This window comes from Hymenobacter baengnokdamensis, assembly GCF_008728635.1.
In the GTDB taxonomy this organism is placed as follows: Bacteria; Bacteroidota; Bacteroidia; order Cytophagales; family Hymenobacteraceae; genus Hymenobacter; species Hymenobacter baengnokdamensis.
In genome coordinates this window covers 3,642,074-3,666,142 of record NZ_CP044285.1, presented here as the reverse complement: position 1 = coordinate 3,666,142, position 24,069 = coordinate 3,642,074, and the positions used below count along the sequence as shown (strand labels likewise).

The window sequence follows — 24,069 nt, the reverse complement described above, 5'->3', positions numbered from 1 at the left end:
GATTATTCAGTAGCGCTTTCTGCCCAGTTGAAGCCTAGTTGAATAGCTACTCATCCTATGGTCAACGTTTCCTCTTTTTTCCATGCTGTTACTTACAAGGAAGCGCTGACCTGGCGGGCAATTAGTCTTCGCAAGCGCTTTGCCACTAGACCGGGGTCTAATGCTGGCAACCCCCGTGTTGGCTTGCTCGTGATGTGTACGCTGCTCTGGCTGCTCGGCGCCGCAACTTCCAGTTGGGGGCAGGGAATTTATCAGGCAGAGGACCCGCAGGTAGCTGTGCTAACGAGCGCGAGCACAGCTTCGGCAGCCGGCATTGGCTACGCCGAATACATTACGCAGCGTGGCGCTTCAGCCGTAACGTTTACAGCCGTTTCGGTTCCGGAAACCAGGACGTATGCCGTTGATTTTCGCTACACTGCTGCTCGCCCCTGGGTGTCGAGCCTGAGCGTCTACGTCAATAACGTCGATGTAACTCAGGCGCTCTTTCCCTCGACTAATTCCTGGTCTGCTTGGGCGACAACCACCCTGGTCTTAAACCTGCGGGCTGGTAGCAACACCATTATGGTTCGCTATGATGCGGACGACACGGGTTGGATTAACCTGGACTACATACAGGTTAAGCCTGACCCAGCCAGCGCTGGATTTAAAACAGGAGCTGCTTCGACTGCCGGCTGGTTTCCTCAGGAAATAACGGTTGATAAATTCACGGGGACGGCCCAGCTATATGTACCGCTCCATACGGTACAGGCCGGTAACGTTACCGTGCCACTGGGCCTGGCCTATGCGGCTGCCGGGGTACAGGTTGATGACCAAGGGGGGAAAGTGGGTATGAACTGGGCGTTGACCGGGCAAGTGAGCATCCATCGAGAAGTACGCGACTTACCAGATGACCGGCAAGTACTTGGCCCAAATCAAAATCGGTATGGCTGGCTGTTGTACCCATCGACTAGCACTGCTGTCCAAGCGACTATCGATGCGGTTCCCAATCCGCCGGCTGCGCTGGATGCTGCCGGCTGTACGGCGGGGGAACAAACCGCCTATCAGCTACTCACGCAGATAGGCAATATTCCGCAGGCGCTTGCCGGCGCTTCTCCCCTGAACCTGTATGACTCAGAGCCCGACGTCTTCTCGTATTCTCTGCCGGGGCATACGGGCAAGTTTGTCTTTGATGGGCAAGGCCGGGCGCGCACCATCCCCTACGACCCTATTACGATTACGGTGGGCTCTATTGACATAGGTGCAGGCATTTCGGCCTTTACTATTCAGACGACCGATGGGACAAGCTACGTGTTTAACAAACCTGAGACGATAACAAAAAAAGCAACCGATGTTACGGCCAGTCCCAGCTATTTCCTGCGGGACTATAGCTTGTATAAGTTTTCGGATACTAACACGGCGCTAACCTATATTTCTTCCTGGCAGGCTTCTACTATAACGACTAGTGCTGCGTCAGGCAAGTTCCTTACCTAATCGTTCTGGTGGGCGCCTCACCCCCCGGCCCCCTCTCCGAAAAGGAGAGGGGGAGCCAGTCGATTCTTTAGGTAATAAATTTCCCTGACACAGCACTAGCGCGGGCGACCAGATAAACTTCACCTATCTAGCCACTGCTACGCCCGATGGTCAATCGGATAAGACCTCGCGGCGTATGGCGCGCGGCGCAGACAGTGGCGCTGGTACCGAGGATTACAAACTGGAAACGACTAGTACGCAGTACTGGCTTCAGTCCGTCAGCTCTGCCGCAACGACCATCACCTTTGACCTAACCTTAACCGGCCAAACCGATTATTTCGCTACAGCGGCGACGATAACTTCCTCCCTTACGAGACAATTAGTAAAACAATATTTATTTGATTATATTAACCCAGTTCCCCTCGGGGGACTCTGGTATGATAAAAAGGGAGGTCCATTAGTAGACTTCTACAATCCGCGTCGGTTTCTAACGAGTATTCGCGTCAGTAATGGCTGTGCCACGCAACCTCTTTACACCTTTACCTATGACCAGACAACCGCTACAACGGTTGCCTTGCCGCCCTTTGGAGCAAATGACCGGGACTACTGGGGTTTTTACAACGCCAATGGCAGTAGTACGCTGATTCCCCAGCTGTATGTTTATCCGCAATTACTAGGGCAAGCTACTGTCGTTCCCGCGGCACCTTACCGCCTCTACGAATCGCCTACGTATGCCGGCGGTGGCTTTACCCTACCGGGGGCTGACCGTCGACCAGCCCCCAATTTCAAAACGGCTCTAGCGGGCACCCTTACCGGCGTAAGCCTACCGGGTGGTGGTAAAGCCCTGTTAGAGTACGAAGCTCCCCGCTTTTACGACCCGGTAGCTCAGGAGTCCTATCCGGCAGGGGGCGTCCGCATCCGGGCCATTCGGGTCCAGGACGGGATTACGGGGCTGGAAACCCGCCGGGAGTATGGCTACCAGCTGGCTAATGGCTCGGCCAGCGGCCTATTACTACGGGCACCACATTTCGCGCTTGCCCTGCCCGCCAGTGAAGCGACCGCGCAGCAGCAATGGACTAATGCCACGGCCCGCTGCGGAGATGACTTAACGACCGACCCCTTCGAGACCCGTGCCATTGGGTATCAGCAGGTGAGTGAGCAGCTACCCGGCAAGGGCCAGGTAATAACTACTTATCTGGTGCCCGGCAGTGCCGACGAAACTACGGCAGCAGATGGGGCCGCAGCCGGTATCAGCTGGGCCCGGGCTGCGATGGGCGTAGCCCGCCAAAGTCGTACCGTAGCACCCCATGGCACGACCACCTGCCCGTCGGTCGCTCCCCTGCAGGCAAGTACTGACCTCTATCCCTTTGCCCCGGCTACCAACTACGATTTTCGGCGCGGGCTGCCACAAAGTATTCTCTACCTGGCCGAACCGGTCGGCAATGCCGCGGGAGCTACGGTGCGTCAGGAAACCTTTACTTACCAATACCGCAACTTAGCCCCGACTTTGCCCCCCGTCACCGGCTTAGTATATGAGCAGCTACTGAGCGGGCCTGATAATGTGTATGCCTATGCCAAGTATCCGATTCTAACCGATTTTCTGTACGCGGTGCGGCAGCAAACCTCCCTCACGCCTAATGCGTCGGGCACTGCGAATCAAAGCCTTACCCAGTACAACTACAACAGTCGCGGCTGGCTCGCGGCCCAGGCAACGCGCACGAGTGAGGGCAGCTATTACCGCACCCGCTACAAGTACCTAACGGACTATCCGCTCACCGCTCAAACGAGTGAGGCCCGGCTGCTTGCAATGCAGCAGCGGATAGCTTCAGGGGACTGGCAAAGCAGTGGGGACGTAGTAGAAACCATTTCGGAAGTAGTCAGTCCGACCAGTCAGGTGAGCTTTCTTGGGGGTACGCTCAATACGTTTACAACTACCAGCCAGCCTGGGCCTACTCGTCCTTACCAAACCTTCCGCTACCAACCGGCTACCCCACTAGTCAGAGGCATAAGCGGCTCGAATGACTCCATTCAGGTCATTGTAAATGCGGCCGGCAGCTCGGAGTTACATGTGCCAGACGGCTATAAGCGGACCTCTACTCTACTAGAGACAACCAGCCACCTGCAGCCACTTTCTACCCGGACCGAGGCCGGCCGCCAGGTCACGGCTATTCACTTAGGGTATGCCAATACATTGCCTGTGCTGCAGCTTGCCAATGCCTTAGCAAGCGAAGTAGTCTTTTCGGATTTCGAGTCGGAAAAGGACTATGCTTTTTCAGCCTCGACCAGCGCGAACCAACCACTTGCTGCTTCCGGGCCGGCCGCTCGTACCGGCCAGGCAGGCATGGAGCTTCCCGTCAATGCGTTTCTGAGCAGCCGGTGGCCTACGTCTACGGCGCCAGCTTATCGGCTAAGCTTTTGGGCTCGCCGCACGAGTAGTAGCGCCGGCTCCCTCTTGCTGACTTTTACGAGCAGTACGGGCGGAACCCTGCCAGCTACCCAGCCCCTGGCTATCACTTCGGCTACCGGACAATGGCAGCTGTACGAGTTGCTTATCAACCTGGGGGCTGCATCGCCTACCGGCTTAGCGCTTCAATTGCTCAACAACGGCTCGACGGCTCTACAGGTGGATGACGTGCTCCTATTACCGGCAACTGCTGTGGCAACCAGCACGACCTATGACTTAACGAGGGGCAAAACCTCCGAAACCGACGGGCGGGGGCGTACCAGTTTCTACGACTATAACGTGCTAGGTAGCCTGGTCAGGGTGCGCGACCATAATGGCGCGATTGTGAAGCAGCTGGACCAGGTAGTTGCCGGGCGCACGCCAGCTATTGCGCCCTCTTTCGTGGTTAGCGGAATCCAGCAGGACGGCAGCCCGCTCACGTTTACGGCAAACAGTGCGTGTGGAACAGACTTGAGCTACAGCTGGGACTTCGGCGATAACACCATGACCGCTTTCTCATCGACTCCCAGTGCCCAGCATAGCTTCAGCGCCCCTACTCAGGAACAAGTGTATCAGGTAAAGCTCCTGGTGCGCATCAGTGGTCAAAGCAAGACGTCTACTAGTTATCAGTTTATTACTGTTCGGCCTGCCCCTATCACCATCACCTCGTGCACTAATGGGGTAGTCGCCATTGATAACTGTGGTGCGGTGGCCAACCGGCTCGAAAATACTTGTGGTTCTTCGGCTACCAATACTTCGAGCACAACATTTAATGTTCATATAGATATTCCAGGTAGCTACACCTATACCTGGAGGTCTATCACACCAGGTACATCTACTTGGCAAGAGATGCCGGGGCTCACTAGCTCCTCGATTACAGTCTTAGCAAGCGGTCAATCACCGGCTAGCTCGTCGGCGCAGGCTAAACAGCTGTATCAGTGTACTATTACCAACGCCAGTGGCTATGTAGTGGGCACTTCGGATGTCTTTTCCATCGAACACTACAGTAGCTCCGGCACGCAGCAAATCCCCTGTGGTATACAATAGGGCAGCAGTAGTGCGCCCATTCCTTCTTTCGAAAAACGCTGCTGTGTCTATGTTCCCATTTACTACTTGTTTCCAGGGTTTGCTGCGCGGCATCGTGCTGTTGGGTGCCTTAGTGGGATTTTGTCAGGGTACTGCCCATGGGCAATTTTCCCCGTCGACTCAGCAAGTCACCCTTAACATAAGCGGCCCTGCTCAGGTATGCGTAGGCCAGCCGGCCACTTTCAGTTGTAATGCAGATTTCTGCAGCAGCTGGAGCTGGAGTGGAGGCGATAGTCTTACGCCCGCCGACGGAGATGGCTTCACGTCCGCCACTGTTACCTGGAATACCCCCGGAGTCTATCAAGTAGCCCTTACGGCGACCTGTACAGATGAGATGAGCGGTGGCACCACTTCTCCCCCCACTGCTTACCACGACGTAACGGTGGTGGGGCCGCCCGCTAACCAAGTACTAACAGTCCAGGGTAATGCGGTTAACGTGACAGCAGCTAGCGCTACTATTTGCCCGCGAGAAACGCTCATTCTGGTGCCACCAGCCGGAGCCGCGAACTGTAGCTGGAGTAGTAGCTATACCTCGGCTAGTGGGGCAAGCGACATGACCCTGCTCTCCAATGGGCAAGTCCAGGTAGGCGCCTACGACTATCCCGATAACCGCAGTGTTAAAAGCGAGGTGTACGTCCTGACCTATCAGTTGCCCTCGTCCCCCTGTCAGCAGACCTACTCGCTGTCTTTTACGGTTACTGTAGGTACGCAGGCTAGTGCGGTCGTAGGCGGGACGGAGCGCTTCGGGCCCGGTAGCGTTAACCTGACAATCAGTAACTATAACGCCGCTTATACCTATACCTGGTATGAGGACGCCACCAGCGCTACCCTAGCTTCGGGCTCCTCCAGTGGGGCCACCTTCACCACGCCGTCGCTGACGCAAAGTCGCGACTATTACCTAGCCGTGACGGATTGCCAGCAGAATGCGCGGGTACCCGTGCATGTGCTGTTGCGCCGGGTACAGCTGCTTATTGCCGGGGTAGTACCTACGCAGCCCGTTGCCCTCGCGTATGGCACGGGCCTTACCCTACAGGCCAACCCCGCCAACGCCGGGCCTTACACCTGGCTACTCAACGGGCAGCCGGTAGCAGGGGAGACCTCCGCCCAACTGACGGTTTACACGGCCGGCAGCTACACCGTACGCCTGGCCGGGGGCACGAGCCCCGAGGACGAGTCCGCTCCGGTAGAGGTGCTGGATGCCCTGGCCGGACAGCAGGTTAACCAACAGCCGCTCACCTATACCAGTACCCTCACCGTTCTCAAGCCCGGCGTGACGGACCCCACGCAGCTTATCAAGCTGGGTCCCACTGAGCGGCAGCAAACCGTGACGTATGCCAACAGCCTGGGACAGCCTATCCAGCAGCTGACCGTACAGGCCGGCCCGGCCCAGGAAGACATAGTGCAGCACCTTAGCTATGAAGGCAGCCCCACGGCAGCTCAATCCTTCCTGCCTTTTTCGGTTCCTTCAGCCACCAAGACACCCGGTTATTATGAGCCCGCGGCTTCTGCTAAACAAACGGCCTATTATGCTCCGAAGGACAGCCAGCCATTCAGTACGACCACGACCGAGGCTTCACCGCTGGGCCGGCCGCTGGAGCAAACCCAAAGCGGCCAGGCCTGGACGGGACACACTACCCGCCTGAGCTATGCCAGTAATACGGCTACCGAGGTGCGCCACTGGCAGGGCTTCGACGGCACCCAGTTTTACCCGGAAGGGCAGCTAACAAAAGAGATTTCGCTCGACCCCGACAACCGCCGCACGGAAGTCTTCAAGGACCAGCTGGGCCGGGTAGTGCTCCAGCGCAAAGTTGTGGCCAGCGGGGCGGGGGCGGGTACTTACGATACCTATACTGTCTACACCGATGCCGGCTACGTGCAGCTGGTCATCCCGCCCGCGGCCATCCAGGCACTAACCAGCTCGGGGCAGTGGAACATCCAGGATGCTGGCTTTAAAGACCGCTGGCTCTACCAGTATACCTACGATGACCGGGGCAGGGTCGTAGAGCGCAAGTTTCCGGGCGCGGCGGCCGTGTACCTGGTGTATGATTCCTTCGACCGGCCTGTTCTCGTGCAAGATGGCACGCATCGGGCCAGCAATCAGTGGCTGTTTACCAAGTTCGACGCCCAGAACCGGGCCGTGGTGGAAGGCCTCTGGTCCGACAGCCGCCAGCGCTCGGATGTGCAGGCCGCGGCCGACCAGTTTGCACCGTCCCTGGACTATGAGACCCGCAGTGGAGGCAGCTACACTACCAGCAACACGTTTCCGGTGGTGCAGGACGGCGCGTCGGGCACGCTGCTCGCGCTCTCCTTCTTCGACGACTACGACCTGAACGCGGATGGGCAGCCGGACTACACTTATCGCTCGGCACCGGAATTGAGCACGGCCGAGCAGCCTACAGCCACTACCCAGACGCGGGGCCTGGCCACCGTCACGCGCCGCCGGCTCGTGGCCCCCGATGGCCAGTACGGCGACTGGCTAACCACCGCCCTGTTTTACGACCAGTACGGTAACCTCATTCAGAAGCAGGGCAATAACCTGTTGCAGCCCAGTGCCAGCCTGCTCGACGTCACCACCCTGGTTTACCGCGAGCAGGGCTTCGTACCGCAGGTGCTGAAAACGATTAAAAAGCAGGAGTATGGCGGCGCTACGCCCGTCGTCATCCGCAACCGGTTTACCTATGACGCGGTTGGCCATTTACTGCAAACCTGGCAGCAAAACCAGACGCAGGGCAATCTGGAGCCGGAAGTACTGGTCAGCAGCAGCACGTATACCGGCCTGGGAGAACTGACTCAGAAGAGGCTGCACAGTACGAACGCGGGAGCGACGTTTCTGCAAACCGAGGATTTTGCCTACAACCTGCATGGGCAGCTGAGTAGCATCAATCACAGCGACCTGACGACCAATCCCGAAAATGACCTGTTCGGCCTGGAGCTGGTGCGCGAGCAGGCCAACGCCACGGGCAATGCGCCCCGCTACGACGGGGGCATCTCGGCCGTGAGCTGGACGGCCCACAACGCCGCCCAGCAAAACCAGCCCGAGCGCGAGCGCCGCTACCGCTTCGGCTACGATGGGCTGGGCCGCCTCACCGATGCCACCTACGCGGCCCGCAGCCGGCCCCAGGATGCGTACGCGCTGGAAACGGGCGCCTACGACGAGAAGAACATGACCTACGATGCCAATGGCAACCTGCTGACCGTGCAGCGCTTTACGCAGGCCTCGGCGACCGCGGCCGTGGAGCAGATTGATAACCTGGCGCTCAACTATGGCCCCACAGCCACACAGGGCAACCAATTACTGAGCGCTTACGACAACCAGCAGGACCCCCGGGGCTTTGGCAACGGCAGCTCCAGCGCCTATGCGTATGATGCCAATGGCAGCGTGACGCAGGATGGCCACAAAAACGCCAGCTTCCAGTACAATACCCTCAACAAGGTAAGTAAGCAGACTGTAGGCGGCGGCACCATTGCCTACACCTACGATGCGGCGGGCACCGTGGTGCGCAAGGTCACCACTACCACAACGGTCAAGACGGAGTATTTCGTGGATGGCTTCGTATATGAGTCCTCTACCGCCTGGAATGGCTTTGGACTGCGCTCGGTGCCCACCCCCGAAGGCCGGGCCGTGGCCTTGCAGCTTACCCCCGCCCATTTAGTGTATGAGTACCACCTGCGCGACCACCTGGGCAACCTGCGCGTCGCCTTTCGGGCGCGGCAGGATGAGGTGCTGCACCTGGCCATGGAAGACCCCAGCCGGGAGGAAGGCGACTACCCACTCTTTCAGCACGTAGCGTCTTCGCAGGGCCCCGCTGGCATCTCGTATCACGGCCCCGGCCAGGATGCGGGCGCCTATGCCGCCGCCGTGTCGGCAGGGCAGCCGGGGCCTTCGACGCGCATTCCGATGGTGCAGGGCGATAAGCTGCAGGTAAGTCTGTACTACAATACCGCTGTCCAGGCGGCCCCCAGCCCCGACCCGACCCCGGGGCCTGAGCCGCCCCTGCCAACGGGCCTGCAAACCAAACCCGTCTGGCTGCTGGCCCCCTCCCTCACGACAGGGCCCTCTTTTAGGGGCCACGAGGCCGGGGCCGGGCCTTCCCGGCCCGTGGTAGGCGTGCAGCTCAGTGTGACGGGCCTGCTGGCTCGCCTGGTTGGCAAAGCGGCTTCGCCACCGCTGGCGCCACCTGCCTCGACGTCCTCCCTGGCCTTTCATCCGGTCATGGAAAATGTCGCGGCCTACGTGGCCGTGCGGGTATACAATGCGCAGAATCAGCTGCTCACCCAATGGCAACAACCAGCCCCAACGGGAAGCCTGGGCTGGGCTAAGCTGCGCTTTGAAGTCCAGCCCGACCTGTCGGGGGTGGCCGAAAAGGCGGGCTACGTAGAGGTGCAGCTACTTAACGATGGGAGCCAGCCGGTGTACTTTGACTCCGTGACGATACGCCAGCCCCAACAGGGGCTGCTGGTGACCCAGGAGCAGCACTACTACCCCTTTGGCTTGCCCCTGAGTGGGGTGGCCGTCAATACGCTGGCCCAGCCCCAGGTCAGCAAGGAGCAGTTCAATGGCGGCTCGACTGTAGACGATGCCCTGCTGGGTAGTGAAGGCGGCGTTTACAGCACGTTCTACCGCAACTATGACCCCACCACGGGGCGCTTCCAGGGCGTCGACCCCCTGGCTGAGAAGTATGCGGATGCCAGCCCTTATGCTTTCAGTTTTAATGACCCAGTTAACTTTAGTGACCCTGATGGAGACGACCCTATCATCATGAATGGAAGGGTAATAAACCAACGGAGCGTCGTCACAGGACAGGAAACTTGGAGTGGCTCAGCTTTGGAATGGCAAGCATTCCAAATGGGCGGAATTGGAATACCGCAAGGACCAGGAGTTAATGGAAACTATGTTGGAACATACATTATATCTACGCAGGTACATGAGGCTCAACAAAGAGTCGGTTATGACAAAAATCGAAACCCAATAATTGAAGGGACCGGGGAGAAATGGACTACTGAAAGCATTAAATGGGAGCTAAGGGTCGATAGCAACTATATAAAGTCGGATGTCAATTATTATGGCAAAGATTTCGGCGAACGGGTTACCAATAGCGAGTATTGGCTCGACGTTGTTCTTGATCAACTCGACTTTAAAGGCGATCCGCATATAGCATATGCAACTGTTCCTGACCTTGGAATAACTGGGCCGGCACCTGAATTAAAAGTGGTTAAAGGTGCATATAGCGTCTATCAAGGAGTTCGTGATGGAAAGATTGTCTATTGGGGACTAACAAAAAACTATGCTGCACGAGTTGCTCAGCATGTAGCAAACGGAAGAGCATTTGCTTTAGAAGAGGTATTCTCCGGATTGTCTCGCAGTGCAGCACGCGGTCTTGAACAAATTAAAATTGACCAATATGGATTAAAGAATCTAGATAATATAATCAATGGTATTGGAGTCAAAAATCCACGGATGGCTGAATACTACCGAGAAGCTGTGCGATATTTACAAAATTTTTAATCATGGCAAAAAGACTCAAATCCGGTCATGTTTTACGTATTCCTCTCTTGCACGGTTGGGGATTTGCATACGCTAAATACATAAACGTCCTTCATATAGCGAACAACAACTCTTATCCAGACTTGATTAAAGTTTATGATTATCATTCTTTAAATGCTGACGAGATAAACACTGCCAAATTAACCAGTTATCTGATGCAGCCAATTCTGCTTGCAGGCCGCCTAGCAATCATGCGGGAACAGCGATGGCAGATTATAGGTGAAGTACCAATTCTTTCCGAAGATGAGGAATTGCCAGACTTGCGTGTGCCAGAAGGTACAATAGCTGATAGAATGATTATTTCGCATCAACCTCGACCAGGGGCCACATTATATACTAAAAACCTTGCGCTACGGCCTTATTTTGAAACTGCTCTATACAATGTTGAGCATCTAGAGTTTCTTTCAGCATACCCATATGATATGATAGAAGCCAGCATAACCATGTGTTTTATGCTTAACAAAGGCATTAATCCGCTTAACTATTTCAATTTACAAAACCCGACTTACAGTTATTTATTCAGTCTTTACAGTAAAAGGCCGCTTGCAAACAGTCTTCCAAGGCAGTTGTATGGACGCGCACGTCAGAATGGTAAAATATGATAATTTTATTATATAAATACAATTTTATTCATACCTTGCTTCCTTGTCAACCTCAACTGGCGCGAGTTTAGCGTAGCGTAACTCGTGCCGATTTTTCGGGGGAGGCTGTGCCTCCCATAGAACGAGCTGCCGGAATGACCCTGGCAGTGCGGTCCCGCCTTGCCGCTGGCGCAGCAGTGGAGGTAAAACCTCCACGTTATAAAAGGCACAAGTTAGGGCTTCGCCTAAACTCGTGCCAGCATTGGGATAGTTGAAGGAGGCTTCTCTACTGCAAGTGCTGCATACGATACCTATAATTCAACAAAAAATCTTTCTGGAAAATAGAAAACATGGAAAATTTTCATTGCAATAACTTTCAAAAGGTATATATAGAAACACGAAAACGCTCTCCCAAGAGACTTATGTTTCGCATAGGGCCACTGGGCTTAATCCTTGTATTTTACTGGCTATACCATATGATTGGCTTTCGACCTTATTTTTCACTTTACCTAACGGCCTTTTATTCTGGTATTTTTGTCTATCTATATTATTTCCCTTTATTTATTAGTGGCAACTATATAAATAAAGTCGTTAGTGCCTGTAGTGTCGATAAAAATTCATGGACATTTATCACTACACGCTGGTTTTTTAAGAAGGAGTTAATTATAAATGCCTCTAAGATTATAGAGTTTAATAGACTAGAAAGTAGTTCTTTTAAAGGCGCTGGTAATATATGGGAGGCCAGTGTTTTCTCTAATGGTATTATAACAAACATTTATTTCCTATCCAACGGGTTCGATAATTTTGAGGAATTGAAAAATACCCTTAAATATTCAATTATTATATAATTAAAGTATAAATCATATGACTTTTCGGCACGCCCGACCTGTCGGGGGTGGCCGAAAAGGCGGGCTACGTGGAGGTGCAGCTACTTAACGATGGGAGCCAGCCGGTGTACTTTGACTCCGTGACGATACGCCAGCCCCAACAGGGGCTGCTGGTGACCCAGGAGCAGCACTACTACCCCTTTGGCTTGCCCCTGAGTGGGGTGGCCGTCAATACGCTGGCCCAGCCCCAGGTCAGCAAGGAGCAGTTCAATGGCGGCTCGACTGTAGACGATGCCCTGCTGGGTAGTGAAGGCGGCGTTTACAGCACGTTCTACCGCAACTATGACCCTACCACCGGGCGCTTCCAGGGCGTGGACCCGCTGGCCGATTCGTACGCCGATAGTAGTCCCTATGCTTTCAGTTCTAATGACCCTGTTAATTTCAACGACCCGGCTGGCGATGAGCCTATCTATGTTGATGGGCGATTGATGAATCCGCGCGATATTGCAACAGGAAAAGAAACTTGGTCAGGTTCAGACTTGGACTATTCTGCCTACCAGCTGGGTGGCCCAGATGTGAGGACGGGGGACGGTAGTGGCGGCTACCTGGGAAGCTATCGTGAATATGACCCCAATAATGGCACCTATGCTAATATCCAAGTTAATGGGAAGTGGGTTAGCCCTTATTATTATGAAACCATAAAAATATATGCTTCACCAGTAAACACATTAAGTATCTATACGCCTTATCTTAATGCCTACGCCAATCAGGTGGGCTACCCGGTAGGATTTAAAGTGTTTGTTGATATTATAATGTCTGAAGCATCAACACGAAAAGATGCTGCGGGAATTGGAAGTGTATTAATAAATAGAATGAATGCTGTTGGGACTAATTTGAATAACCCCAATTGGATCAACAGAATTGGGACAAAAAGCCAATATCAAGGGTTTACTAATGGCCAATACAAAAAGGCCAAAGGAATGTCTCTCTCAGAGATTCAGAATGATCCTGATTTTAAATTTATGTACCAAGGAGCAGTAGAAGCCTATGACAATTGGGGGACGGATTTCACTGGTATGCCTGATGGACATCCATCCTACTACTGGAACGCTGCAGGATATAACGGTGGAGGCCCAGCACTTGAACTATATAGAAAGGGTAAAGCAATTCTTAATACAATAGATGGCACAGACTTTTATTCATTCAAAAACCCGAGAGGAATATGGACACCAAAATAAAACAAATTTCGATGATTGCTATACTACTAATAGTGACGATGATTAACGTTGCTAAAAGTCAAAAGTATAGCCTGCTATCACTAAAGGGTGATAAAATTCAGTTTCAATTAGCAAAAAATGCTAAAAAACATGTCTTATACATTGCTTATTCTACAGACACTATTTACGTGCGTGATGTCGAAGATGTGAAAAAAGTAAGTGTTATAAATGACAAATTTTTAAATATTATTTATGGCGTTCGCGCTGGCACAGGAATTACTGAGACAAGAACATTAATAGTGTCAGGTTGTAATAATAAAATTAATCAATCATTAAATATAACTTCTTTATTTAGTGATAATTTTTTAGATTTCAATAACCATGTTACATCTACGATGAAAGTTGAAGTCAAAAGCAATTATATTGTAGTATTTTACTTAACAGGAAATGATATTAATAACTATAAAATAGTTGCAAATCTGCACGACAAAAGGAGCTCGCTACACAATCCTAAGGCAAACTACAATAATCATCGAATTACAACTTTAAAATTCGATAGGAGGTTAAATATTTTTTATAACTCCCACGAACAAATTTCGGGGTATTACACAATATGGGATCCCAAAATTCAGAAGAGAATAAAGCAATATATTAAAGGGTATTTTTATGTTGTGCACCTTGGTACTTATAGTTACTACTACATTAATAATGTTTGGTGTATGATATCTGATGGGTTTTATATTAATAAGTATAATTATAAAAGTTCTTAACTAAATTTAAATAGATACTATCTCAACTGGCGCGAGTTTAGCGTAGCGTAACTCGTGCCGATTTTTCGGGGGAGGCTGTGCCCCCATAGAACGAGCTGCCGGAACGACCCTGGCAGCGCGGTCCCGCCTTGCCGCTGGCGCAGCAGTGGAGGTACAACCTCCACGTTATAAAAGGCACGAGGTACGGCTTCGCCTAAACTCGTGCCAGCATTGGGGGTTGCATCTATGATAGCAGATAAAGGTATTAGCTTATATAAAGACACATTATATAGCGGATATGCGATGGCAGGAGCGGGGGTTTTATATAGCGCATGGCAGTATAACGCTGCTCATACTACCAGTGGAGATAACTACGGAGGTCAATCTACGGCTATGTGTCTGAAATCCTAGCTCGTTAGGCTCGTGAACTGCCCCAGGCTACGTAGAGGCGTAGCTGCTCAACGATGGCAGCCAGCCCGAGCATGTTGATTTGTTACCATCCTAACATAAGTACGCACCCATAGAAGAGTCAGTCCCATTCTTCCGCTTGTCCATTCGTATATTTCGCCGCTAGTAGTCATCATTCTTATACCCGTACTTAGGCCCATTACTTAGTCCTATGAAAAAACTCCTACCCTTGCTCTCCCTGCTAGCCCCCACCCACGTGGTGCTGGCCCAGTTCGCCCCCGCCGTTAATCTGCAGCCGGGCGCCGTTATTACCTTGCCAGCCGGGGCCTATCCCAATGTGCTGGCCCTGGGCGATTTCACCCAGGACTTCCGCGCCGACATTGCCGTGTGCCAGCGTGGGTTAGGCACGGTGGGCATTTATACGCAGGGCCTGGGGGGCACCTTCACCTCGACTCCGGTGAGTACGTACCCTATTGGGGTGGGTCCCACGGGGCTGGTAGCGGTGTCATTGAGCAACTCCTTTCAAACGCCTCCACTCGACTTAGTAGCTGTCAGCGCGGAGAGTAATACCTTCACGCTGCTCCTCAACAAAGGGGATGGCAGTGGCACTTTCGCGCCCGCCCCTAAACAGAACCCTCCTTATGATAATTATTTGGGCGGCAACGATAAAGGGGTGAGCCCGAAGCTGCTTACGGCCGACCTGAATGGTGACCACTGGCCCGAGTTTATTTATACCTTCGATACGCCGGCCTTCCTGCCCTATTGCGGGGTCTTTCGCCGCACCCTACTCCCTAACATTGCCCTGGATACCCGCAAGCTCGACAGCTTTAGTCCGGGCTTTGCCCCCGCTAGTGTGGCGCTCGACGATTTCGACCGCGACGGCACGCAAGATGCGGTTCTTACCGACCCGGCCGGCAACGGAGTCACCGTGCGCTTTGCTCATCGCGTTGATAAGGACCAGTCCTGGTCCAGTTCCTACTTTGCCACAAGCTGCCAGCTGACGAGCGGCCTCTCGCGGCCGATTCAGGTTGCTACGGGCGATTTGAACCGCGACTACCTACCCGATTTGGCCGTGGCCCAGGAAGGCAGCGCCAGCATTATGGTCTTTCTGAATCTACAGAATCAGCAATTTGGTGCTCAAGTGCCCTATGCCCTCTCGGCTCCCGCCCGCCAGGTGCTGCTCACCGACCTCAACGGGGATAATCAACCGGAGATGCTGGTGCTCACGGCCGATAATAAGCTGCAGGTTTTTCAGCATACCGGGGCCCTAGACGTCACGCGCTACGGCAAGCCGATGCAGCTGGCCACGGGCGATAACCCCACCACAATGCAGGTACGGGACATGAACGGCGACCAGCGCCCCGACGTGGTAGTAGCCTGCGCGGGCGACAACACGGTGCGCATCTATCTCAATCAGAGTGTGCTGGCTACGCGCCCGCAGCAGCTGGCCGGTATCGAGGTGTACCCCAACCCCGCCACCGACCAGCTAATGATAACGCGCCTGGCCACGCCGGGCGGCCCGCTTACCGCCGTGTTGCTCGATGCACTGGGCCGCGAGGTACGCCACCGCGAGCTGTCGGCGCCTCAGGTGGCGCTGTCCGTGGCCGACCTGCCGCGCGGCGTGTACGTGCTGCGCCTGACGGCAGCCGAGGGCGTATTCAGCCAGCGCATCGTTGTGCAGTGATGCCGGGCTGGAACTAAGGAGCCCGCCAAACGGGCCCTGCAGCCCTGGTAGCCGTTAGGTTTCTAGGGCTAGTGTGACGTAAAGGGGCTTATGACTGCGGTCATAAGCCCCTAAACCGGCGCGAACTGGTAGCTCGTGTCAGGCAATAGTACTTGTCCTCTGCCGGGCAATAATTAATTCTAACTAAGTTTCTGGGATAATTAGGAGGAAAAGTAATTCGCATCAATGTACAAAACTATCATGGCTTCGATACTTAGTTCTTACTTTTTTATAATGCATGGCTTACAAAGTAGCCCAGTCCATAGAATTAAAGTAGGGCTGTTTAATTACAAATTAGTTGAGGAGTCCTCTTTTTTACACGATGAAAATCTGTTCGTAAAATATTTTATAGTTTATACAACAACAGGAAATTCTATAAGTGCCTATAAAACAGGGAAACTTAACAACATAATTGTTATAAGAGGCTCGTACTTTATAAATGGAAATTCCTTGATATTTAAACAATATAATTTGCGCAATTATAATCCCTCTGTTGATTCACTTAATAAAACATTCATAACAGATTCGCAGGGTGAATTAATTTTAAAGAAAGTAATAGAATATAAAAAAGGCAAAGAAAAAATATATAATTATTAATTATTTCAGTTTAATTATTTTTGTTTTGGCCAGCCTATTGTCCCCGATAGCATCCAGTCCGGCGTGGTCATAAACCTGCCTCAATTAGGCACGGGCCTGTATCTCGTGTCAGGCAATTTTGTGCAATGGGTTTAATAATATATTCTAATCTTTAAGAATAACCTGCCTTCTACACCTAACAGCATTTAGACAAATAGACAGAAATTTACTTTGACGTTAGCTATGCTGGCAAATAATTTTAAAGGTATTACAAGGGCAAAAATAATTTTGTATGCCTTGCTACTTGTGCTTCCGTTTTTTTTGATTACGTGTGTAATAGATACTTTTGACACGAGATTGAATATAGTGAACAAAACGCCAGAAATAGTATTTATCAATCTTTCAAATAAAAATCGGTTTACCTCTCCTGTTGTTATCAAAAGTATAAGCGGTGACACCTTATGGGATAGAATGCAATGGTCTTCACCAGGAGATAGTTCGGCCCACATACCACCATCTTTAGGCGGGTGGGAAGACTACATTAACAATGAATGTGAAGACAGTACATTGACCATTTTTCTTTTTGACAAGAAACTTCTAAAAAGCGTGTCATTTGACAGCCTCGCCACGAAACAGCTTTACACCAGGAAGTTTGCTTACAAGGTCAAAGACTTGGATAGGTTAAATTGGCGAGTGGAGTATAGATAATAAAGGTAATCGAATTGTTCATAGCTTTGCTTTTCGCTACAGCTTCACGGTCACGCGCAGGGCCAGCAGGCCTTTCACCCCCTGAAGCTCGTCGAGCTCCAGCTCTTCCATGCCGGGCTCCAGGAGCTTACGGTCTTGTAGATAATCAATATACTCTATGTATTCGGCGGCATCGCGGGGCTGCGTGTACACCAGAGCCAGCTTGCCGGGCTGAGTAAGGCGCTCGCCGGTAGCCAGCACCACAGCCTTGTCAATTCGCTTCTTAATTATCTCATAGCGAATATTATACGCGCCGTCTACGTCAAACTGCCGCTCGTCTTGCCGGAAGCGGATACTCAGCGGCTGCGAGTGGATGAGAATAAGCTGGGTTGTGTCGAGCGGCATGGGCAGCTCGGCTTTGAGCGCGTTGGTGCGGCGGGTTATCTCCACCATTACCAGCAGCTGCCAAAGCCGCAGGTTTTTGAGGAAAACCAGGTCGAAGGGCTTGTCCTGCACCAGGCTGCCGCCCACGTAGATATTGTGCTCTACGCCATCGGTTTTCATGCGCTGGAAATAGTGCGGAAACATCTGCTGCGCCTTCACTTCTTCCTCGTCGAGGTAAGCGCTGATAGTATCGTTGAGGCGCGTAACGCTTTCCTCAAACTCGCGGCGGCGGTGATACAGGATACCCAGGCGCGGGTCAATCTGCTGCCAGTAGGCGGCAATGGTAGCGCGCAGCTCGGGCGTGTTCTGGGCCAGGTACTCAAAAAGCGGCTCTACCTCCGTGCGCAGCGAGTCGTAGATACTCACCTCATCGCCGCTGATGATGCCCTGGCGCAGGCGGCGCAGGTTTTTGGTAACGTAGAACTTGAGCTCGTCGAGGATGGGCAGCTGCTGAAAATCGGAAGCCTTTTTGAGCACCCTATTAGCCAGGGTAAGGTGTTCGATAAGGTCGCCCTGCACGGCCTCGTTGCGGGCCATGCTGCTGCCCCGGATGTCGCAGGAGCCATGCAGCGGGTACACATCCTCAAACACGATGGGCTCCATCTCGGCGGTGCGGTCGCCGTCGTCCTGCCGGGCCAGCAGGCGGCGGGCCGCATCGTTGAAGCGCCACTCCATAGTGGGATGAATAGCGGTAAATTTTTCCTTGATAACTGCCTGAATGCGGGTTTCCAGGTCTTCGGCATTGCGCTTCACGGCCACCGCAAACAGCGGTACAAACTGGTTAACCAGCTCTAAGTCAAACTCGTCCAGCGTATCAGGATTGGGCGAGCCCAGCTCCAGCAGGCCCACCGTGTCGGGCCCGTAGGGCAGCAGCGCCAGAATAGCCGAGTGAATTCCCATGCCCAGTATCTGCTGGCGCAGGCCTTCGGGCAGGTTGGGCGCGGTGGCCACGTTTTCGAGCACCAGCGGGCGGCGCTCAATCAGCAGGCGCTCGTAGAGCAGGCGAAACTCGCCTTCCAGCTGCTGGCCCTGGAGCTGCTTAATCAGAAAGCTGTGGTTGATTTTGCGGCCAAAATCTACAAAGGCCTTTTTGCGCTCGTCGTAGGCCGCAATGCCTACCTGCAGCGCCGGCCGCGCAAAAAGCACCCGCAGCTTTTCCTGAATCTGTTCCAGGCGGTCGGGAGCCTGTAGCACGTCACGCTCCAGCAGGTCGTATTTCAGCTCCGACAAAATTTCCTGAGTTGTCACGTCTACCAGCTGCAGCAGATTAAACCCTTCGAGCGCAAAGTGTTCGGACGGCAGTAGCTCGTGCCACAGGTCGAGCCGGTGGCGGTTGTGGAGCAGCAGCTGCACCTGTGCGGGCGTCAGCACCGGTTTTTGGCCCACCAGGCGCACCTGCACAAAGGTCGAGTCGAGGCTAAGGCCGTAGTGCCGGTAAAGACCAATCTGATAATCGGGCACCGTAAAAATAAAAGAGCCCGTTTCGGGCGCCTCAGCGCCATACTCGCGCACCAGAATAAGCAGGTAGGCCATGCGCGTCAGCTGCGCTTCGAGCGTCGCCAGGTCTACATTTAGGGGCTGCTTGATGGTGCGGTCCTTGCCCAGCAGCACCTCCGCAAAGCGCGCCGTATGGTAAAAGCTCTGCCGCTGAAACGGCGCGATGGCCCCGCTGATAGCCGTGGCCGTGGTGGCCGGCGGAAACACGGCCGTCATCAGCGTATCAACCACATCGGGGCACTCATCGAGGGCCTGAACGCCGACGAGGTTGCCCCGGCAGCCGGCCGTATCGGCTACCTGCGCGAGCACGCCCTGAGCCAGCCGCGCAATGCCGGGGTTGGCGGCTTGGGCGCGCTCCTGCCAGTAAGCAATGAGTGGCTCCAGGCTCAGGCGCGAAGCAAAGGGGAACCGCGCCTGCCCTTCGGCCGCCGTACTATGCTCCGCGCTACCCGCCGGCGAGGCTAAGGCTTCGGCGGCAGCCAGAGAAACAACAGGAGCAATAGTGGCAGGCATAAGCAGAAGGTGAGCGGGCGATAGGAATAATATACTAATGTGAATGTTATAATATATATATATATATATCAGGCAGCCAGCAGTCGTACTCACTGCTACAAGCTAAGGCTTGCTAAGCGTAACTGCTACCGGCAAGCCACCGCTTTCGGTCACATCCTGGTAGGGGCCGCCATTCACGCGAAATCGCTTGTACGTATTTTTATAGCAGGTGCTGCAGGCATCGGCTACATAGTCGCCTTTTAGCTGAATACTATTAATTTTAAACTGGTATGTTGGCGCTCCCTGCGCGTTGTCGTGCACCGTTAGCAGGTAGTTATAGGCATTGAGCTTACCGCCCGTAATACTGGGTGGGAAGGGCTCATTATTGCTGATAACCAATGTAGTGCTCGGGTCTAGATTGGCGCTTTTGAGAGTAGCGAGGAGTGAACTGTTGGTTTGTTGCTGCTGGGCCCGCACAATAGTTACCGGGTCAGAAAGGGTGGTTGAGTCAGTAGGGCTGTAGCGCCGCAGGTACACGGTATCAAGCTCGGCTGCCGAAAAGCTATGGCTGTCAGCAGGGTTACTATTCAGAATTAAATACAGGGAATCAGCCTGTAAGTCGTTGCAGTTAAGGGGATTGTTGGCGCAGCAGCTTGCTGCCAGTGCCAGTAAGGGCGCGAAGGCAACGCAGCGAAGGAAAAGTTTCATAGCTGATATAACGTATAACGCAAAACCCGGCCCCGGCAGTGCCCGCAAGTGGCACCGTGCCGGGGCCGGGCTGCTCAGACGCGGCGGGGCCGCCTACTTAAGTTATTGCTTGGTGCTGCCGCCGGGCAGGGTAGGGTTATTTACCTGGCCGCCGGCCATCAATAGCGGGCGCAGGCGGGTGGCCGCCGTGTCGAGCTGCGGCCGAATCTGGGCCAGGGCCTCGCGCAGGGCCAGCACATCGGCCAGGCGCGGGGCGTCGGTCTGCGAGTAGCCGTGGTACATGGCCACCTTCACGTTAGAGGTGCCTCTGCCCGTGTAAGTGCCCAGCAGCTCGCCGTTGGCATTCATCAGCTGCACCTCGGCCTGAATATCGGTCTTATACCATTCGAGCGGCGCGCCAAACAGGCTGGGTATCAAAAAGGTAACCACCTGTGCCGCTTGCAGGCTGCGGCCGGTGCGGGTAGTTTTTACTTTCGTTACCACTAGGCGGGCGTAGCCGTAGGTAGCGGTGTCGGTAGGCTCTACTACGTTGCGCTGCAGCTCAGCTTTAAACATCCGGAGCGGGTCTTCGGGCAGGGCCCCGTCGTTCATGGCGAGCGGGCCGGGGTCGGCCGTAATTTCCAGCGGGGGCAGGCGCTTGGTAATGGTCGCCGTTGGGGTAGCGGTAAAAGTGCCTTTTACGGATTTACAGGCCCCGAGGCCAGCCAGCCCGCACACGCTCAGCGCCAGAATGCGGCTAGTGCCAGATAGTAGCTTCATAGTAGAGATAAATGGAAGCGCAATTGAATTATGCGGGGAACGCGTTAGCTGTTAGGCAGGCAACTACTTAGATATGAGTGAAATCTGCTCTAAAGTTAGGGAAGAATCTGTAATGCCTCCGCAACTATTCCCTTCTCTTTTACTAAAACAACTACTATCGTTTTGTTTAGCAGCACTTAAAAAAACTCGGCTTGCCGGCCCCGGTTGGGGTTTACTGGGCAGTAACGGGCGCCGGCGCTTCGGCCGCAAACAGGTCGGCCGGCGCTACGTAGTTGTCGATAAACTCGCCCTCCCAGCGGGCCACCACGGCCGAGGCCAGGCAGTTGCCGAGCACGTTTACGGCCGTGCGGGCCATGTCCATCAGCGCGTCGATGCCCAGAATAATAAACACCGGCCAGGCCGGCAGGTTGAACGAAGCCACCGTAGCCAGCAGAATCACGAGGGAGGCGCGGGGCACGCCGGCCACGCCTTTGCTGGTAAGCATCAGCGTGAATACCATGAGCAATTGCTGCCCGAAGGTGAGGGGCACGCCGGCCGCCTGCGCCACGAACACCGCCGCCAGCGATAGGTAAAGCGTAGTACCATCGAGGTTAAATGAGTAGCCCGTGGGCATCACGAAGGCCACAATGCGGCGCGGCACGCCAATACCTTCCATCGCCTCCATGGCGCGGGGCAGCGCGGCCTCGCTGCTGGTGGTAGCGAAGGCAATGCTCACCGGCTCGGCTACGGCCCGCGCGAAGCGCTTGATGGGCAGGCGCATCAACACTGCCACCGGCAGCAGCACCAGCAGTACAAAGGCAATGAGCGCGCCATATAGCGTAAGCAACAGTTGCAGCGCATTGAGCAGGGGCCCAAAACCCATTTTGCCTACCGTGTAGGCCAGCGCCCCGCCCACGCCCAGCGGGGCGAAGTACATCACCACGTTGGTAAACTTAAACATGACTTCCGACAGACTCTCGCAGAAGTCGAGCATGGGGCGGCGCGTGCGCTCGGGCGTGAGGGCCAGGCCGATAGCAAATATGATGGCAAAAATGACTACCTGCAGCACCTGCCCTTCGGCCACCGACTTGGCTATGTTTTCGGGGAAGATGTGCAGAATGATATCGGCGGCCGTCTGGGGCGCGGCAGTGGCCAGGCTAGCTGCCTCCGAAGCCGTATTGGCCCGCTGGGCGGCTGCCAATACCGCCGGGGCTAGCTTGCCGGCTTTGGTCAGGTTGATAGCAGCCAGCCCGATAAAGAGCGCAAACGTAGTGACGACCTCAAAGTAAATCAGGGCCTTCAGCCCCATGCGGCCCACCTGTTTGAGGTTGGCATGGCCGGCAATACCCACCACCAGCGTGGCAAAAACCAGCGGGGCAATAATCGTTTTGACGAGCCGCAAAAAGGCATCGCTCAGTACCTTCAGGTGCATGGCGGCCGCCGGGGCGTCGTGGCCCAGCTCAATGCCGACCAGCATGCTCAGCACAATCCAGAGGGTGAGCGAGCGGCGTGGCGCCAGCGCAGCGGCCAGCGCGGCCAGGGCCAGCCAGCGCGCCGCTACGGGCACGGCCGGTGGCAGGGAAAGAAGGCCGTAAGCGGCCAGTAGGGTTAAAACAACCGCCAGGGCCGCCACCAGTACGGCCAGCCCAAAGACACGCGAAAACTTCATGTAGGTAAGGTGAAAAAGCAAATCGGGTATAAAGAACGGCAGGGCGCGCCGAAACCGGGGCGTTGCCAGCCGCCCGATACCCCTGCGCTTCCCACCTTTGTACCGCCCATTTTGTCGCCGCCCCATGACTACCTGGACCCTGACTGCCTACGAGCTGCCCCTGCGCTTTCTCTGGAAAATATCGCGGAATGCCTCGGCCAGTAAAACCAACCTGGTGCTGCAAGCCACCCAGGCCGGCACCAGCGGCCGGGGCGAAGCCGCGCCCAACGTGCGCTACGACGAAACCCCCGCGCTGCTCCAGGCGCAGTTCGACGACCTGCTGGCCCACGGGCTGGCCCAGGTCGATACGCTGGCCGACCTCACGGCCCTGCTGGCGGCCCGACCAGTGGCGCACGCCCTGCGCTTTGCCCTGGAATCGGCCCTTACGCACTGCCTGGCCGCCCGCGCCGGGCAGCCGGTGTGGCAGTGGCTGGGTGTGCCGCCGCCCGGCCCACGCGTAGCCACTGCTTTTACCCTGCCGATTATGGAGCCGGGCGAGGTGGCCGCTTTTATTGCTGCGCAGCAGGCCGCCCGCTTCGGCCTGCTGAAAGTGAAAGTAAACCAGGAGGGGGCGCTCGACCTGCTGCGGACCGTGGCGGCAGCCTTGCCCGGCCGGCCGCTGCTGGTAGATGGCAACGAAGCCTGGGCCGATGCCGACAGCCTGCTGCGCTTTCTGGAAAATGCTGCCGCCGTGCCCGGCCTGCGCCTGCGCTTACTGGAGCAGCCGCTCCCGGCCGCGCTGGCCGCCGACTACCGCTACCTGCGCCCCCGCGTGGCAGTGCCGCTGCTGGCCGATGAGTCGGTAACCGACGAGGCCGATTTTGCCGAGATTGCCCGGCAGTTTCACGGCGTCAACGTGAAGCTGATGAAGGCCGGCGGCTACCAGCGCGGTATTGAGCTGCTGCGCCAGACCCGCGCCCACGGCCTGCTGCCCATGCTGGGCTGCATGGTCGAAACCTCACTCGGCATCTGGTCGGCGCTGCAAATCAGCGCCCTGGCCGATGTCCACGACCTCGACGGCATTCTGGTCGTGCGCGACGAGCCATTCGGGTTGGTGCAGGAACAAAATGGGGAGCTCGTGCCAGTCGCGTAACCCGGGATGGCTTTAAAGATTGAGGAGAAACATCCGGGCGGGCTTAATATAGTATAAAAACTATATTAAGCCCGCCCGGATAGTAGGATAAGCAGCCG

12 protein-coding genes are annotated in these 24,069 nt (G+C 54.8%); 8 read left to right on the top strand and 4 right to left on the bottom strand.

Annotation, left to right across the window (positions count from 1 at the left end; genetic code table 11):
* Positions 1 to 57 precede the first annotated feature (57 nt).
* From F6X24_RS15725 to F6X24_RS15695, 7 genes are all read left to right on the top strand, one after another.
* Positions 58 to 1,470: a CBM35 domain-containing protein gene (locus F6X24_RS15725; RefSeq protein WP_151088922.1), complete on the top strand. Its 1,413-nt coding sequence runs from the start codon at positions 58 to 60 to the stop codon at positions 1,468 to 1,470.
* Between the two features lie 553 nt (positions 1,471 to 2,023).
* Positions 2,024 to 4,939: a PKD domain-containing protein gene (locus tag F6X24_RS15720; RefSeq protein WP_191906355.1), complete on the top strand. Its 2,916-nt coding sequence runs from the start codon at positions 2,024 to 2,026 to the stop codon at positions 4,937 to 4,939.
* 592 nt (positions 4,940 to 5,531) lie between these two features.
* Entirely contained in the window at positions 5,532 to 10,484 is a 4,953-nt protein-coding gene (locus F6X24_RS15715; RefSeq protein WP_191906354.1) for a DUF6443 domain-containing protein, read from the top strand.
* A 2-nt stretch (positions 10,485 to 10,486) separates the two neighbouring features.
* Positions 10,487 to 11,125 (top strand): Imm26 family immunity protein, encoded by a 639-nt coding sequence (locus F6X24_RS15710; protein WP_151088919.1) that lies wholly within the window; start codon positions 10,487 to 10,489, stop codon positions 11,123 to 11,125.
* 946 nt (positions 11,126 to 12,071) lie between these two features.
* Positions 12,072 to 13,169, top strand: coding sequence for an RHS repeat-associated core domain-containing protein (locus F6X24_RS15705; RefSeq protein ID WP_191906353.1), 1,098 nt, complete (start codon positions 12,072 to 12,074; stop codon positions 13,167 to 13,169).
* A 38-nt stretch (positions 13,170 to 13,207) separates the two neighbouring features.
* Complete coding sequence (locus F6X24_RS15700) at positions 13,208 to 13,918, top strand: hypothetical protein (protein ID WP_151088917.1); 711 nt, start codon at positions 13,208 to 13,210, stop codon at positions 13,916 to 13,918.
* A 598-nt stretch (positions 13,919 to 14,516) separates the two neighbouring features.
* A complete protein-coding gene (locus F6X24_RS15695; protein WP_151088916.1) occupies positions 14,517 to 15,989 on the top strand; it encodes a T9SS type A sorting domain-containing protein in 1,473 nt (490 codons plus the stop codon).
* A 1,359-nt stretch (positions 15,990 to 17,348) separates the two neighbouring features.
* Here F6X24_RS15695 and F6X24_RS15690 read toward each other — a convergent pair.
* The 4 genes from F6X24_RS15690 to F6X24_RS15675 all read right to left on the bottom strand — a co-directional run bounded on the left by F6X24_RS15690 (position 17,349) and on the right by F6X24_RS15675 (position 22,839).
* Positions 17,349 to 19,745 carry a GAF domain-containing protein gene (locus F6X24_RS15690; protein ID WP_151088915.1) on the bottom strand — a complete coding sequence of 799 codons (2,397 nt, stop codon included), beginning with the start codon at positions 19,743 to 19,745 and terminating at the stop codon, positions 17,349 to 17,351.
* A 102-nt stretch (positions 19,746 to 19,847) separates the two neighbouring features.
* Complete coding sequence (locus tag F6X24_RS15685) at positions 19,848 to 20,432, bottom strand: hypothetical protein (protein ID WP_151088914.1); 585 nt, start codon at positions 20,430 to 20,432, stop codon at positions 19,848 to 19,850.
* A 102-nt stretch (positions 20,433 to 20,534) separates the two neighbouring features.
* Positions 20,535 to 21,191: a hypothetical protein gene (locus F6X24_RS15680; protein ID WP_151088913.1), complete on the bottom strand. Its 657-nt coding sequence runs from the start codon at positions 21,189 to 21,191 to the stop codon at positions 20,535 to 20,537.
* Positions 21,192 to 21,402: 211 nt separating this feature from the next.
* Positions 21,403 to 22,839: a dicarboxylate/amino acid:cation symporter gene (locus F6X24_RS15675; RefSeq protein ID WP_151088912.1), complete on the bottom strand. Its 1,437-nt coding sequence runs from the start codon at positions 22,837 to 22,839 to the stop codon at positions 21,403 to 21,405.
* A 124-nt stretch (positions 22,840 to 22,963) separates the two neighbouring features.
* On the opposite strand from F6X24_RS15675, the gene F6X24_RS15670 reads away from it, so the two are divergent.
* Positions 22,964 to 23,971, top strand: a complete 1,008-nt coding sequence (locus tag F6X24_RS15670) for an enolase C-terminal domain-like protein (protein WP_151088911.1) — start codon at positions 22,964 to 22,966, stop codon at positions 23,969 to 23,971.
* Positions 23,972 to 24,069 lie beyond the last annotated feature (98 nt).

What these genes read in the sequence shown, in the direction of transcription:
- F6X24_RS15725 (WP_151088922.1), top strand. Translation starts at nt 58, where the DNA reads ATGGTCAACGTTTCCTCTTTTTTCCATGCTGTTACTTACAAGGAAGCG.
- F6X24_RS15715 (WP_191906354.1), top strand. Translation starts at nt 5,532, where the DNA reads ATGACCCTGCTCTCCAATGGGCAAGTCCAGGTAGGCGCCTACGACTAT.
- F6X24_RS15710 (WP_151088919.1), top strand. Translation starts at nt 10,487, where the DNA reads ATGGCAAAAAGACTCAAATCCGGTCATGTTTTACGTATTCCTCTCTTG.
- F6X24_RS15700 (WP_151088917.1), top strand. Translation starts at nt 13,208, where the DNA reads ATGATTAACGTTGCTAAAAGTCAAAAGTATAGCCTGCTATCACTAAAG.
- F6X24_RS15695 (WP_151088916.1), top strand. Translation starts at nt 14,517, where the DNA reads ATGAAAAAACTCCTACCCTTGCTCTCCCTGCTAGCCCCCACCCACGTG.
- F6X24_RS15690 (WP_151088915.1), bottom strand. Translation starts at nt 19,745, where the DNA reads ATGCCTGCCACTATTGCTCCTGTTGTTTCTCTGGCTGCCGCCGAAGCC.
- F6X24_RS15685 (WP_151088914.1), bottom strand. Translation starts at nt 20,432, where the DNA reads ATGAAACTTTTCCTTCGCTGCGTTGCCTTCGCGCCCTTACTGGCACTG.
- F6X24_RS15680 (WP_151088913.1), bottom strand. Translation starts at nt 21,191, where the DNA reads ATGAAGCTACTATCTGGCACTAGCCGCATTCTGGCGCTGAGCGTGTGC.
- F6X24_RS15675 (WP_151088912.1), bottom strand. Translation starts at nt 22,839, where the DNA reads ATGAAGTTTTCGCGTGTCTTTGGGCTGGCCGTACTGGTGGCGGCCCTG.
- F6X24_RS15670 (WP_151088911.1), top strand. Translation starts at nt 22,964, where the DNA reads ATGACTACCTGGACCCTGACTGCCTACGAGCTGCCCCTGCGCTTTCTC.